This window comes from Acrocarpospora macrocephala (genome assembly GCF_009687865.1).
Taxonomy (GTDB): Bacteria; Actinomycetota; Actinomycetes; order Streptosporangiales; family Streptosporangiaceae; genus Acrocarpospora; species Acrocarpospora macrocephala.
In genome coordinates, this window is the sequence record NZ_BLAE01000024.1 from 39,274 (window position 1) to 51,150 (window position 11,877).

At 70.4% G+C, this 11,877-nt stretch carries 15 protein-coding genes; 10 read left to right on the forward strand and 5 right to left on the reverse strand.

The genetic code is table 11. The annotated features are described in order from the left end of the window. Positions 1-107: 107 nt before the first annotated feature. The 6 genes from ribD to Amac_RS21450 all read left to right on the forward strand — a co-directional run bounded on the left by ribD (position 108) and on the right by Amac_RS21450 (position 4,630). Positions 108-1,202: a bifunctional diaminohydroxyphosphoribosylaminopyrimidine deaminase/5-amino-6-(5-phosphoribosylamino)uracil reductase RibD gene (gene ribD / locus Amac_RS21425; RefSeq protein ID WP_246268546.1), complete on the forward strand. Its 1,095-nt coding sequence runs from the start codon at positions 108-110 to the stop codon at positions 1,200-1,202. After that, entirely contained in the window at positions 1,183-1,773 is a 591-nt protein-coding gene (locus Amac_RS21430; RefSeq protein ID WP_155356167.1) for a riboflavin synthase, read from the forward strand. The genes ribD and Amac_RS21430 overlap by 20 nt, the downstream gene beginning before the upstream one ends. Continuing rightward, positions 1,770-2,423, forward strand: a complete 654-nt coding sequence (locus tag Amac_RS21435; protein WP_155356168.1) for a nicotinamide mononucleotide transporter family protein — start codon at positions 1,770-1,772, stop codon at positions 2,421-2,423. The genes Amac_RS21430 and Amac_RS21435 overlap by 4 nt, the downstream gene beginning before the upstream one ends. Beyond that, positions 2,420-3,634, forward strand: a complete 1,215-nt coding sequence (locus tag Amac_RS21440; protein ID WP_155356169.1) for a bifunctional 3,4-dihydroxy-2-butanone-4-phosphate synthase/GTP cyclohydrolase II — start codon at positions 2,420-2,422, stop codon at positions 3,632-3,634. The genes Amac_RS21435 and Amac_RS21440 overlap by 4 nt, the downstream gene beginning before the upstream one ends. 13 nt (positions 3,635-3,647) lie before the next feature. Continuing rightward, complete coding sequence (ribH, locus tag Amac_RS21445; protein ID WP_155356170.1) at positions 3,648-4,118, forward strand: 6,7-dimethyl-8-ribityllumazine synthase; 471 nt, start codon at positions 3,648-3,650, stop codon at positions 4,116-4,118. 62 nt (positions 4,119-4,180) lie between these two features. Beyond that, complete coding sequence (locus tag Amac_RS21450) at positions 4,181-4,630, forward strand: PH domain-containing protein (protein ID WP_307729747.1); 450 nt, start codon at positions 4,181-4,183, stop codon at positions 4,628-4,630. Positions 4,631-4,651: 21 nt separating this feature from the next. Here the strand turns inward: Amac_RS21450 and Amac_RS21455 are convergent, their stop codons facing one another. The 4 genes from Amac_RS21455 to Amac_RS21470 form a co-directional block, all read right to left on the reverse strand. Beyond that, positions 4,652-5,443, reverse strand: coding sequence for an alpha/beta fold hydrolase (locus tag Amac_RS21455; RefSeq protein ID WP_218041213.1), 792 nt, complete (start codon positions 5,441-5,443; stop codon positions 4,652-4,654). Between the two features lie 202 nt (positions 5,444-5,645). Continuing rightward, on the reverse strand, positions 5,646-6,074 hold the full coding sequence (locus Amac_RS21460) for a hypothetical protein (RefSeq protein WP_155356172.1): 429 nt from the start codon (positions 6,072-6,074) through the stop codon (positions 5,646-5,648). Further along, positions 6,071-6,346 carry a hypothetical protein gene (locus Amac_RS21465; protein WP_155356173.1) on the reverse strand — a complete coding sequence of 92 codons (276 nt, stop codon included), beginning with the start codon at positions 6,344-6,346 and terminating at the stop codon, positions 6,071-6,073. Before Amac_RS21465 ends, Amac_RS21460 begins: the two co-directional genes overlap by 4 nt. A gap of 33 nt (positions 6,347-6,379) precedes the next feature. Next, positions 6,380-6,976: an HD domain-containing protein gene (locus Amac_RS21470; RefSeq protein WP_155356174.1), complete on the reverse strand. Its 597-nt coding sequence runs from the start codon at positions 6,974-6,976 to the stop codon at positions 6,380-6,382. 34 nt (positions 6,977-7,010) lie between these two features. On the opposite strand from Amac_RS21470, the gene Amac_RS21475 reads away from it, so the two are divergent. From Amac_RS21475 to Amac_RS21490, 4 genes are read left to right on the forward strand one after another with little or no spacing between them, the layout of a single operon-like run. Beyond that, the gene (locus Amac_RS21475) at positions 7,011-7,901 is read left to right on the forward strand and encodes an AAA family ATPase (RefSeq protein WP_425544318.1); all 891 of its coding nucleotides are present in this window, start codon (positions 7,011-7,013) and stop codon (positions 7,899-7,901) included. Beyond that, entirely contained in the window at positions 7,894-8,997 is a 1,104-nt protein-coding gene (locus Amac_RS21480) for a vWA domain-containing protein (protein ID WP_155356175.1), read from the forward strand. The genes Amac_RS21475 and Amac_RS21480 overlap by 8 nt, the downstream gene beginning before the upstream one ends. Beyond that, on the forward strand, positions 8,990-10,084 hold the full coding sequence (locus tag Amac_RS21485; protein WP_155356176.1) for an XdhC family protein: 1,095 nt from the start codon (positions 8,990-8,992) through the stop codon (positions 10,082-10,084). Before Amac_RS21480 ends, Amac_RS21485 begins: the two co-directional genes overlap by 8 nt. Next, a complete protein-coding gene (locus tag Amac_RS21490; protein ID WP_246268548.1) occupies positions 10,077-10,679 on the forward strand; it encodes a nucleotidyltransferase family protein in 603 nt (200 codons plus the stop codon). Before Amac_RS21485 ends, Amac_RS21490 begins: the two co-directional genes overlap by 8 nt. Before the next feature lie 207 nt (positions 10,680-10,886). Here Amac_RS21490 and Amac_RS21495 read toward each other — a convergent pair whose 3' ends face one another. Beyond that, complete coding sequence (locus tag Amac_RS21495; protein ID WP_246268550.1) at positions 10,887-11,774, reverse strand: endonuclease/exonuclease/phosphatase family protein; 888 nt, start codon at positions 11,772-11,774, stop codon at positions 10,887-10,889. Positions 11,775-11,877: the final 103 nt, after the last annotated feature.

Genomic DNA, 11,877 nt, shown 5'->3' on the forward strand with positions numbered 1-11,877 from the left:
CCCCGATTTTCGGGGAGGTCCGCTGTCCGCTGATGGAGTGCACCGGTTTGTGCACCCATCGCCACCCCCGGGGCCCGCCTGGTGACACAGGTGAGGAGAGGACCGGGGTGGCCGATCAGCCGGACATCGCGCACATGCGGCGTGCCGTCGCGCTCGCTTCGCGCGGGCTGGGGACGACCAGCCCGAATCCCGTGGTCGGGTGCGTGATCCTCGACGCGGACGGCGAGCCGGCCGGCGAGGGATTCCACGAGTACGCCGGCGGCCCCCACGCCGAGGTGAACGCGCTGCGCGCGGCCGGCGAGCGGGCCAGGGGCGGCACCGCGTACGTGACACTCGAACCCTGCGACCACACCGGGCGGACCGGGCCGTGCAGCCTCGCCCTGATCGAGGCGGGCGTGGCCCGGGTGGTCATCGCCGTGGGCGATCCCAATCCGGTGGCCTCGGGGGGCGCCGAGCGGCTCCGGCGGCAGGGGATCCGGGTCGACACCGGGGTGCTGACCGAGGCGGCCGAAGCGGGCAACGCGGCCTGGCTGACCTTCGTGCGGCGGCGCAGGCCGTACGTGACGTGGAAGTTCGCGGCGACGCTGGACGGGCGGTCGGCGGCCGAGGACGGCACCAGCAAGTGGATCACCTCGGCGGAGGCGCGGGCCGACGTGCACCGGCTGCGGGGCGAGCAGGACGCGATCCTGGCCGGGATCGGCACGGTGCTGGCGGACGATCCCCAGCTCACCGTGCGGCCGCCGCGGGGGAGACCGCCGCTCCGGGTGGTTCTGGACAGCGAGGGGCGGACGCCGCCGGGCGCCCGGGTATTGGACTCGGCCGCGCCGACGTTGATCGCGGTGGCGGAGGGAACCGAGGTGGCCCACGCCGACGTGGTCCGGCTGGCCCGGACCCCGGACGGGATCGATCTCGACGGCCTGCTGGCCGAGCTCTACCGCAGGCAGGTGGTGAGCCTGCTGGTGGAGGGCGGGCCGGTGGTGGCGGGATCGTTCCTGCGGGCCGGGCTGGTCGACCAGGTGGTCGGCTACCTGGCCCCGGCCCTGCTGGGCTCGGGGGCGGCGGCCCTCGGACCGGCCGGAGTCACCACCATCACCGACACCCATCGACTGATATTTCACGAAATTTCCCCTATTGGGCCGGACCTTCGCTTCATCGCCCGGCCGGCACCCCCGAAGGAGACAGATGTTCACCGGAATCGTTGAGGAACTCGGTGAGGTCGTGCACGTCGGGCACCTGCACGACGCCGCCCGCCTGGCCGTACACGGCAAGATCGTGACCGTCGGCGCGCGGCACGGAGAGTCGATCGCCGTCAACGGCGTCTGCCTGACCGTGGTGGACGTGGACGGCGAGGTGTTCACCGCCGACGTCATGAAGGAGACCCTGAACCGCTCCTGCCTGGGCGTGCTCCAGCGGGGCTCCCGGGTCAACCTGGAACGCGCGGTCCGCGCCGACCAGCGGATGGGCGGCCACATCGTGCAGGGCCACGTGGACGGCACCGGCGTCATCCTCACCCGCGAACCCGCCGAGCACTGGGAGATCGTCCGCCTCTCCCTGCCCAAGGACCTGAACCGCTACGTGGTCGAGAAAGGCTCCATCACCGTCGACGGGGTCAGCCTCACCGTCGCCGCCGTCGACGAGCAGAGCTTCGCCGTCAGCTTAATCCCGACCACGCTCGGCCTCACCACGCTCGGTCACAAGCAGCCCGGCGACCCGGTCAACCTGGAGGTCGACATCATCGCCAAGTACGTCGAGAAGCTGGTGACCCGGTCATGAACTGGGCCGAGGCGGGCTTCGACCTGCTGGGCACCCGGGTGTTGTGGACCGACCTGATCGGCAACGTGGCCGCGCTGGCCACCGTCCTGCTGGCCATCCGGCGGTCGATCTGGACCTGGCCGGTCCAGCTCACCGCGTCGGTGTTATTGCTGGTCGCCTCCGTCAACGCGCACATCACCGGCAACGCCCTCAAGCAGGTCATGTTCGGCGCGCTCGCGATCTACGGCTGGATCCGCTGGTCGCAGGGCACCCGGGACGGCCAGGAGCTGGCCGTGCGCCCCGCCACCGGCCCCGAGCGGGCCGCCATGATCGTCGCAATGGTCGCCGGCACCGCCGCGGTGGGCGTGCTGTTCTTCACGACCGGGCTGTCCTGGGGCGCGCACGCGCCGCTGCCCGAGGGGTACTTCCTGGTCGCCGCCGACGCGTACATCTTCGTCGGCAGCGCCGTCGCCACCTGGGCGCAGGGCCGCGCGCTGGTGGACTTCTGGCTCATCTGGGTCGCGGTGGACCTGGTCGGCGTGCCGCTGGCCTTCCGCTCCGGCCTCGTCGTCTCCGGAACCGTGTACGGGATCTTCTTCCTGCTGGTCCTCGTCGGGTTCGTGAACTGGCTCAAGCAATACCGGTCAAGGGAAGTAGTGGTGGCGGTATGACCATCAGGCTGGATCCGATCGAACGCGCGATCGCGGACATCCGCGACGGCAAACCGGTCGTGGTCGTCGACAACGAGGACAGGGAGAACGAGGGCGACCTCATCTTCGCCGGCTCCAAGGCCACGCCGGACCTGCTGGCCTTCACCATCCGGCACAGCAGCGGGGTGATCTGCGTGGCCGTGCCGGGGCCCGACCTGGACCGGCTCAGGCTGCCGCTGATGGTGCAGGACAACCGGGAACGCCTGCGCACCGCGTACACGATCAGCGTGGACGCCAGGGACGGCGTCAGCACCGGCATCTCCGCCGCCGACCGGGCCCACACGATCCGCACCCTCTGCGACTCCGCCACCGAACCCTACGAGCTCGTCCGGCCCGGGCACATCTTCCCGCTGCGGTATCGCGAGGGCGGCGTCCTGGCCCGCCCCGGCCACACCGAGGCCGCCGTGGACCTGGCCCGCCTGGCCGGGCTCACCCCCGCCGGCGCCCTCGCCGAGGTCGTCAACGACGACGGCACCATGGCCCGGCTGCCCCGGCTGCGCGAGTTCGCCGACGAGCACGACCTCGCCCTGGTCTCCATCGAGCAGCTCATCGAGCACCGCCGCCGCACCGAGCGCATGGTCACCCGGGTCGCCGAGACGTCCATCCCCAACCGGTACGGCACCTGGCGCGCGTACGGCTACACCAGCGCCCTGGACGGCGGCGAGCACCTGGCCCTGGTCCTCGGCGAGGGCCTGGAGGAGAACGTCCTGGTCCGGGCCCACTCCGAATGCCTCACCGGTGACGTGCTCGGCTCGCTGCGCTGCGACTGCGGCGTGCAGCTCGACCACGCCATGAGCGCCATCGCCGCCGAGGGCCGCGGCGTGATCGTCTACCTGCGCGGCCACGAGGGCCGGGGCATCGGCCTGGTCGCCAAGCTCCGCGCCTACAGCCTGCAGGACAACGGCAGCGACACCGTCGACGCCAACCTGGAACTGGGCCTGCCCGTCGACGCGCGCGAGTTCTCCAACGCCGGGCAGATCCTCGGCGACCTGGGCGTGAAGTCGGTCCGGCTGCTCACCAACAATCCCGCCAAACTGCGCGGCATGGACGGCTACGGCATCAAGGTGCTGGGCCGGGAGCCGATGCCGGTGGTGGTCAACCCGTACAACCAGAACTACCTGGCGGCCAAGCGCGACCGCCTGGGCCACGACATTCCTGGAGATAAGCGATGAGTGGAGAGAAGTGATGAGTGGAGTAGGACGCCCCGAGCCGACCCCCGTCGAGGCGGACGGCCTGACCGTCGGCATCGTCGCCGCCCGCTGGCACGAGAAGATCACCGACCAGCTGGTCGCCCGCGCCGTCGAGGCCGCCAAGGACTGCGGCGCCACCCCCGTGGTGGTCCGGGTGGCCGGCACCCTGGAGATCCCCGTCATCGCCCAGGCCCTGGCCCGCCGCCACGACGCCGTCGTCGCCCTCGGCGTCGTGATCCGCGGGAAGACCGCCCACTTCGACTACGTCTGCGACTCGGTCACCGCCGGCCTGACCCGGATCGCCCTGGACGAATCCACCCCCATCGGCAACGGTGTCCTCACCTGCGACAGCCTGCACCAGGCCATCGACAGATCCGGCCTCCCCGGCAGCCACGAGGACAAAGGCTACGAAGCCACCGTCGCCGCCCTCGAAACCGCCGTCCTCCTCCGCGCCCTGACCCCCTGACCTCCGCACCCGTGCAGTACGGTTCTGTGGTCCCGCCCCGACTCACCTGGTGACCCTCAATCGTGCCCGAACCCCTGCCCACCCTCCCTCTCACCTGGCGCCCCCGCCGCTCCCGTTACGTCGCGTACGGCATGGCGGCGCTCATGGTCGCGGGCTCCCTGATCCTGGCGGTCGTCCTCCCGGAACAGTTCAAGGCCCCCGACCGAATCGGCATGGTCGCCTTCTTCGCCGCGATCGCCTGGGTCCTGCACTTGATCGGCCGGATCCGGGTGGTCGCGGCAGAAGACGGCCTCACGGTCGTCAACGTCCTGCGCACCCACCGCTACGAATGGGCCGAGGTCCTCGACGTCACCTTCATCGACGCCGACCCGTGGCCCCGCCTCGACCTCGCCGACGGCACAGTCATCGGCGCGATGGGCATCCAGGGCTCCGAAAAGATCCGCGCCGCCCAGGCGGTGGCAGAACTCCGCATCCTCCTCAAGGCCAAAGGCGAGGCCCCCGAAGACCGATGACCTCTGCTCGGGGCTCCCACGTCACCGTTGAACGAGCCAGGGGAGCAGGTCGGGGAGGACGTGGAACGCATGGAAGTGCGCGGCTCCGGGTTGCACGGTCATCCGTGCCGTGGGAATGCGTTCGGACAGCCACCGCGAATGGCTCAGCGGAGAGAACTTGTCGTCCTGGCCGTGCCACACCAGCGTGGGGACCCGGATTTCGGCGGGATCGAAACCCCAGGGGGCGGTGAAGGCGAGGGAGTCGTCGATCCATCCGCCCGGCGACGTTCGCACCGCTTCCGCGAAGTTTCTTATCAGAGCGGTACGGAACTCCGGGTCGGTCACGATGCGCCGGTCGGAATCGGTGAGTTCGGCGAAAATGCTGTTCACCAGCTGGACGGGGTCCTTCTTGATCTCCTCGGCCTCCGAGGCCAGCTTGGCGGTCAAGGCGGCCCGGCCTTGTAGCGCGGTTCGATACTCGCTCACATTGGTCGGGGTCATTCCCTCGAACCAGTCCAGCTCCGCGGCGGCGATCGGCGCCAGACTGACCAGCGCCGCCACCCGGGTCACCCGGTCAGGGATGAGCGCGGCGCAAGCGAGCGCGTGTGGCCCGCCGCCAGATCGCCCGGCCACGGCGAACTCATCGAGGCCCAGGTGGTCCGCGATGGCCGTGACGTCGGAGGCGACATCGCACACCCGCCGTTCCATGTGGCGGTCGGACGCCCCGTACCCGGGCCGGTCGTAGGTGATCAGCTGGACACCCAGGCGATTGAGCAGGTCGGCGTGCGGAGCCGGGCCCACCCGGCTGCCCGGAGTTCCATGCAGAAGGAACACCGGAATGCCCCCCTCGACTTTGCCCTGTCGCGAGATGGCGAGCGTTCTCATCTGATCGGCCGATCGGATCGTCTCGATGCCGGCTTGCCCCCCCTCACACCATCCGACGGGTCCCTCGTCAGGATCCCCCGCGCCGGCCGAGAGAGGAAGTGATCCGCGGCGGACAACGCGACTGTGCCGCGGTCACGGTCGAGGATGGGATCTAGCCCTCGGGATCTCTGATCTCGATGATGTGGAGGGGTTCGTCCAGATGGGTTGAGGCGTCAACCCATCGGGTGGCGTCCATGGTCAGGATGGGGCAGAACGAGATGTCCGCGATCGCGGCCGTGTGTGCCTCGTACGCCTCCAGCCCTGTGGTCGCCACGACCTCGGCCAGGAGTTCGGCTTGTTCGGTGTCCCGCAGTGGCGCGACGGTCACGTATTCCAGCGAGGTCAGGCCGTGCATGGCGTCGGCGGCCTCTTCGGTGTGGGTGTCCACCAGCGCTCGCGTGATCGCCAGAGCGGAGACCACCATCGGCTGGCCGTCGGCGTCGTAGCCCTGGATGAGGCTGATCGTGCCGATCTCGCCGCGCGCGAGTTCGTGCAGCACGGTCGAGTCCAGGATCAGGGGGACAGGCGTGAAGTCGGTCAACGCTGCCCGCGCTCCTGGAAGGCGCGCAGTTGCTCGTCGATGTGGGCGCGGGTCCTGGCCACTCGAGCGGCGGTGGAGGGATCGGCGGCGGCCGCGGCCGCCTTGGTCTGCCACCAGCGCCGGGCCCGCCGGCTGCGGTGGGCGTGCTCGGCCAGGGCGTCGTTGAACGCGGCGGACACCGAGGCCGCCTTCCCGGCTTCGACGAGCTGCTCGGCGTAGGCGGCCAGATGCGGATCCACGGTGATGGTGATCCGCGTCTTCTTCTCGCTCATACCCAGATCATACTCATGCAGGCGGCCGGATCCTCAGGTCCCCAGGGATGCCAGTTCTCGGGTGAGGTTTTTCGTCGCTTGTTCGGTCCAGAGGGATTGGGCGGTCGGGGTATGGAATAGGGGGTCTTTGGTGAGAAGGCGGGTGAGGACTTCGGTTCTGCCGGTTTTGAAGAGGTTGATGGGGACGTGGTGGTATTCCTGGCGGATTGCGTGGCTGTAGTGGTCGTACGTGGTGGGGGGTGCGCCCAGGATGGAGAGGTCGGCGTCGCATAGCACGGCGGCGTTGTGGTCGCCGGGGGCGTGGGTGTGGGTGGCGGTGACGCGGACCAGGCGGGCGACCTCCGCGGCGGCGGGGTAGGCGCAGGCGGTGAGGCGGGTGTGGGCCAGTTGGGCGCTGCGTTCCTCGTCGTGGCCGGGGCGGCCGTCGTAGACGGCGTCGTGGAACCAGGCGGCCAGCCGTACGGCGAGGAGGTCGTCGGCGTGGGCGGCGAGGGTGTCGATCGCGGTGAGGACGGCGTGCAGGTGGGCGCGGGTGTGGTAGCGGCGGTGGGGTTCTGACCACCGGGCTTCCAGTTCGGCGAGCAGGGCGGTGGCGGCGGGGGAGCCGGGGAGGCCAAGCGGATTGTCCACGGGGGAAACTTATCCGGTGGCGTAGCCTGAGGGCGTGTGGGAGCGAGCGGGCAGGGCGGCTGATATCGATTCTCCGGCGGCGCTGGTGCGGCGGATGGGGGAGCAGGATTATCTCGCCGATGAGGGGCTGGGGACGGCGGCGTTTCTGGCGTTGAAGATGGGGCGGCCGCTGTTCCTGGAGGGGGAGGCGGGGGTCGGGAAGACGGAGCTGGCCAAGACGCTGTCCGCGGTGCTGGAGGCGCCGTTGATCCGGTTGCAGTGTTATGAGGGGCTGGACGCGGCGCAGGCGCTCTACGACTGGGATTTCGCCCGGCAGCTGCTGCATCTGAAGGCGGCCGAGGCGGTGGGCGCGGGGGATGTCAGGGCGCTCGAAGGGGAGATCTACGACCGGCGGTTCCTGATCGCGCGGCCGTTGCTGCGGGCGCTGGAGGTGCAGCCCGCGGTGCTGCTGGTGGACGAGGTGGACCGGGCGGACGACGAGTTCGAGGCGTTCCTGCTGGAGGTCCTCTCGGATTTCACGATCTCGATTCCGGAGCTGGGGACGATCGCGGCAGCCGCGCCGCCGGTGGTGGTGGTGACCTCGAACCGGACGCGGGAGGTGCACGACGCGCTGAAGCGGCGGTGCCTGTATCACTGGCTGGAGCATCCGGGGTTCGATCGGGAGGTGGCGATCCTGCTGCGCCGCCTGCCGGCCTGTACGGAGACGCTGGCGGGGCAGGTCGCGCACGCCGCCGCCCGGCTGCGGGAGGCCGATCTGGTCAAGCCGCCGGGGATCGCGGAGACCCTGGACTGGGCGGAGGCGATGCTCACGCTGGGGGCGACCGATCTCAATCCCGATCTCGCCGCCGCCACGCTCGGCGCGGTCCTGAAATATCGGGAGGATCAGCAGTTCGTCGTGAAAAATGGGCTTTTGCGTGATGGGTGAGCCGCGAGCCCGGCTGGTGTCGGTGCTGGTGGGGTTCGCGCGGACTCTGCGGGCGGCGGGGGTCGGAGCCGATCACGAGCGGACGCGGAATTTCCTGAGTGCGCTCGAACACCTCGATTCGGCGCGGGAGAGCGACGTCTACTGGGCGGGGCGGCTGACGTTGTGCGCGGGTCCCGATGATCTGCCCAGGTATGACCGCTGCTTCGCCGCGTACTTCGCGGGGGTACGGGCAGGCCCGGCCCGATCCCAGCTGACGGTGACCGTGACCCGGTTCACCGCCACGCCCTCGGGTGACACGGGCGCCTCGGAGGGTGAGCCGAACGTGCTGCCCGCCACGGCCAGCGCGGTCGAGGTGCTGCGTAATCGGGACATCGCCCGGATGACCGCCGCCGAGCGCGACGAGGTGCACCGCATGCTCGCGTTGCTCCGGACGGCCAGGGAGCTGCGCAGGTCACGGCGGCTGGTGCCGTCCCAGGGCGGCGTCCTGGACGCGCGCAGGACGACGCGGCACGCGATCAGGAGCGGCGGCGAGCCGTCCAGGCTGTACTACCGGGATCGGCGGCTGAAGCCGCGGCGGGTCGTCATGGTGGCCGACGTCAGCGGGTCGATGGCCGCCTACGCGGATTCGCTGCTGCGGTTCGCGCACGCGCTGGTGCGGTCCGAGCCGCGGGCGACCGAGGTGTTCAGCGTGGGGACGCGGCTGACCAGGATCACCGCCGAGCTGCGGCACCGGGATCCGGCCGTGGCCATGGACGCGGTGTCGAAGGCGATTCCGGACTGGAGCGGCGGGACCCGGCTGGGGGAGGAACTCCGGGAGCTGCTCAGGCTCGCTGACGCGCGCGGGGCGATCGTGGTGATCGCCTCCGACGGGTGGGAACGTGGGGATCCGGGGCTGCTGGCGGCGCAGATGGCGCGGCTGGCGCGGATGGCTCACCGGGTCGTGTGGGTTAATCCTCATAAAGGGGATCCGGGGTATCAGCCGTTGACGGCGGGTATGCGGGCCGCGCTGCCGTACATCGACGAGCTGGTGGCAGGGCACAGTCTGGCTGCTTTCGAGGAGCTAGGGGATCGGTTGGGAGGGTTGCGGCGTGCGTGATGTGCTTTCGCAGATCGTGCGATGGTGGGAGGCCGGGGAGCGGTTCGGCCTGGCCACGGTGGTCGGCACCTTCCGGAGCGCGCCCCGGCCGCCGGGCGCGGCCATGGCGGTGCTGGCGGCCGAGGCGGTCGGCAGCGTGTCGGGCGGCTGTGTCGAAGGCGCGGTGTACGAGCTGGCCCAGGACGTGGTGGCGGCCGGGCGGCCGGTCCTGCAGCGGTACGGCGTGAGCGACGACGACGCCTTCTCCGTCGGGCTGACCTGCGGCGGGATCATCGACGTCTTCGTGGAGCCGGTGTCGCGGGCGGACTATCCGGAGCTCGGGGAGATCGCCGCGTCGATCGAGAAGCGGCAGCCGGTGGCGGTGGCGACCATCCTGTCCGGTCCCGGCAAGGCGGGCGCGCGCCGGGTGATCTGGCCGGATCGCGGTTCCGGCACCCTCGGGTCGGCGCGGCTGGACGACGCGGTCGACGACGACGTGCGCGGCATGCTGGCCCAGGGGCTCACCGGCATCCGCAGGTACGGCGCGCACGGCGAGCGCCGCCTCGACGATCTGCAGGTGTTCGTGCAGTCGTTCGCGCCCTCGCCCCGCATGCTGGTGTTCGGGGCGATCGACTTCGCCGCCTCGGTGGCGCGGATCGGCAAGTTCCTGGGTTACTACGTGGTGGTCTGCGACGCCCGCCCGGTGTTCGCCACCGGCAAGCGTTTCCCGGACGCCGACGAGGTTGTGGTCAAATGGCCGCACGACTATCTGACCGCCACGAATGTGGACGAACGCACGGTCATCTGCGTGCTCACCCACGATCCCAAGTTCGACGTCCCGCTGCTGGAGGTCGCGCTGCGCACCCCCGCCGCGTATGTGGGCGCGATGGGATCCCGCCGCACCCATGAAGATCGGCTGGTACGGCTTCGCGAGGCTGGCGTCACCCCGGACGAGCTGGCCCGGCTGCGCTCGCCCATCGGGCTGGACCTGGGGGCGCGCACCCCCGAGGAGACCGCGGTCTCGATCGCCGCCGAGCTGATCCAGTTGCGCTGGGGCGGCTCGGGGCTCCCGCTGACCGGCACGGAGGGCCGCATCCACGGTGACTGACCACGACGGCTCCATCACCGGGATCCTCCTCGCCGCCGGAGCCGGTCGGCGGTTAGGGACACCCAAGGCGCTGGTCGAGTTCGAGGGGGAACGTCTCGTCGATCGTGGCGTACGGCTGCTGGCCGGCGGGGGATGCCATCCGGTCGTGGTCGTCCTTGGGGCGGCACTTGCGCCGGTATGTGGAGCGGTGACCGTGCTGAACCCGGACTGGGAGACGGGCATGGCCTCCTCCCTCCGAGTCGGCCTCGCGGCGATGCCCGATTCGGCGGAAGCGGTGGTGATCGCCCTGGTCGACCAGCCCCTGATCCGCCCTGAGGCGATCAAACGCTTGATCACCGCCCACCGGAAAGGCGCGGCGATCGCCGTGGCGACATATCACGGCAAACCGCGAAATCCGGTGATCGTTGGCCGTGAATACGTACACGACCTGGCGGAATCACTCCACGGCGACGCGGGAGCACGCCCATTCCTGCACGCCCATCCTGAACTGGTGACCGAGATCCCCTGCGACGACGTCGGCGACCCCGCGGACATCGACGAGGCGGCCGATTTGGCGGCCCTCAGTGCTAAGGCACAAGAGCGCCCGGCGGAGTGAACGGATCACCTGGTTGCTCGCCGCTATCCGGCGCCGTTTACCTAGGTGGTGCTTCTCGCCGCACCGGCGCCAAGAGGGGCCAGCGGCATCGGGGTCGTGAGCCAGATCGATACAAGCATCAATAGAAGCCGCGCATGGCTGGGGTTGAGGGGGCCGCGATGGCTGGGGTCGTGTGATCACAAGCGCAGCGTGGCTGGGGTCGTATGGCTAGAAGCGCAGGGTGGCTGCGGCGGCGCGGTGGTCGCTGCCGGCGGCTTCTTCTACGGTGGCGGTGGTGGCGGTCATGCCTCGGTAGAGGATGTGGTCGGGGCGGGTGATGGGGAATCTGGCGGGCCAGGTGAAGCCGAAGCCCTGGCCGGCTTGTTGCTGGGCGTCGGTGAGTGGGGGGACGAGGTCCTCGCGGTGGCGGTCGGTGGTGGCGGTGTTGAGGTCGCCCAGGAGGAGTAAGCGTTTGCTCTCGTCTTCGGCGATGAGTTTTCCGGCGGCTTCGAGGGTCTCGTCGCGGAATTCGGTTTCGCCGGGGCGGGCGGAGGCGAGGTGCATGACGTAGACGGTGACTTCGCCTTTGGGGGATTTGGTGACGGCGCGCAGGGCGCGGGCCCAGCCGAGGCCGACGTCCACCTTGCGGGCGCCCTCCAGGGGGTAGCGGCTCCACAGGCCGACCGTGCCGACCTGGTAGTGATGCGGATACCGGTTGTTGAGTTCCTTGGCGGCCGGGCCGCCGGGGGTCAGTTCCTGCAGGGCGACCAGGTCGCGTCCTTCGGAGAGCGTGCGCACGGCCGTACCGGACAGGCTGTTGGTGACGCCCACGTTCAGGGTGGCCACCGACAGGTCGCTGGGGCCGCCGGGCGGGCTGCGCAGCAGGCCGGGACCGAACAGCACGCCCCACACGACGGCGGGGACGAGCGTGGCCACGATGGCGGGGACGGAGCGGGAGGCCAGCGCGGCGGCCAGGAGCAGCGGGACGCCCAGGCCGATCCAGGGCAGCACGCTCTCCAGGACGGGGGTGAAGCCGCCGAGTTCGGGCAGCAGCCGATGGCCCGCGAGCACCGCGGCGAGCACGGCCGCGAGCACCATGACCGCGCGTCTGAGCAAGATCACTCCCTGGGGCTGCGGGCACCAGTCTATTGACCGGAGACCCGTCCACAGACCGCCGCTTCGGCGGGCCACGCGCTCATGTACCCTCGGAATGCCGAAG

Excerpts from the sequence above, each read along its gene's own strand:
- Amac_RS21430 (WP_155356167.1), top strand. The coding sequence starts at position 1,183 with ATGTTCACCGGAATCGTTGAGGAACTCGGTGAGGTCGTGCACGTCGGG.
- Amac_RS21440 (WP_155356169.1), top strand. The coding sequence starts at position 2,420 with ATGACCATCAGGCTGGATCCGATCGAACGCGCGATCGCGGACATCCGC.
- Amac_RS21465 (WP_155356173.1), bottom strand. The coding sequence starts at position 6,346 with ATGAGCGAGAAGAAGACGCGGATCACCATCACCGTGGATCCGCATCTG.
- ribH (WP_155356170.1), top strand. The coding sequence starts at position 3,648 with ATGAGTGGAGTAGGACGCCCCGAGCCGACCCCCGTCGAGGCGGACGGC.
- Amac_RS21435 (WP_155356168.1), top strand. The coding sequence starts at position 1,770 with ATGAACTGGGCCGAGGCGGGCTTCGACCTGCTGGGCACCCGGGTGTTG.
- Amac_RS21480 (WP_155356175.1), top strand. The coding sequence starts at position 7,894 with ATGGGTGAGCCGCGAGCCCGGCTGGTGTCGGTGCTGGTGGGGTTCGCG.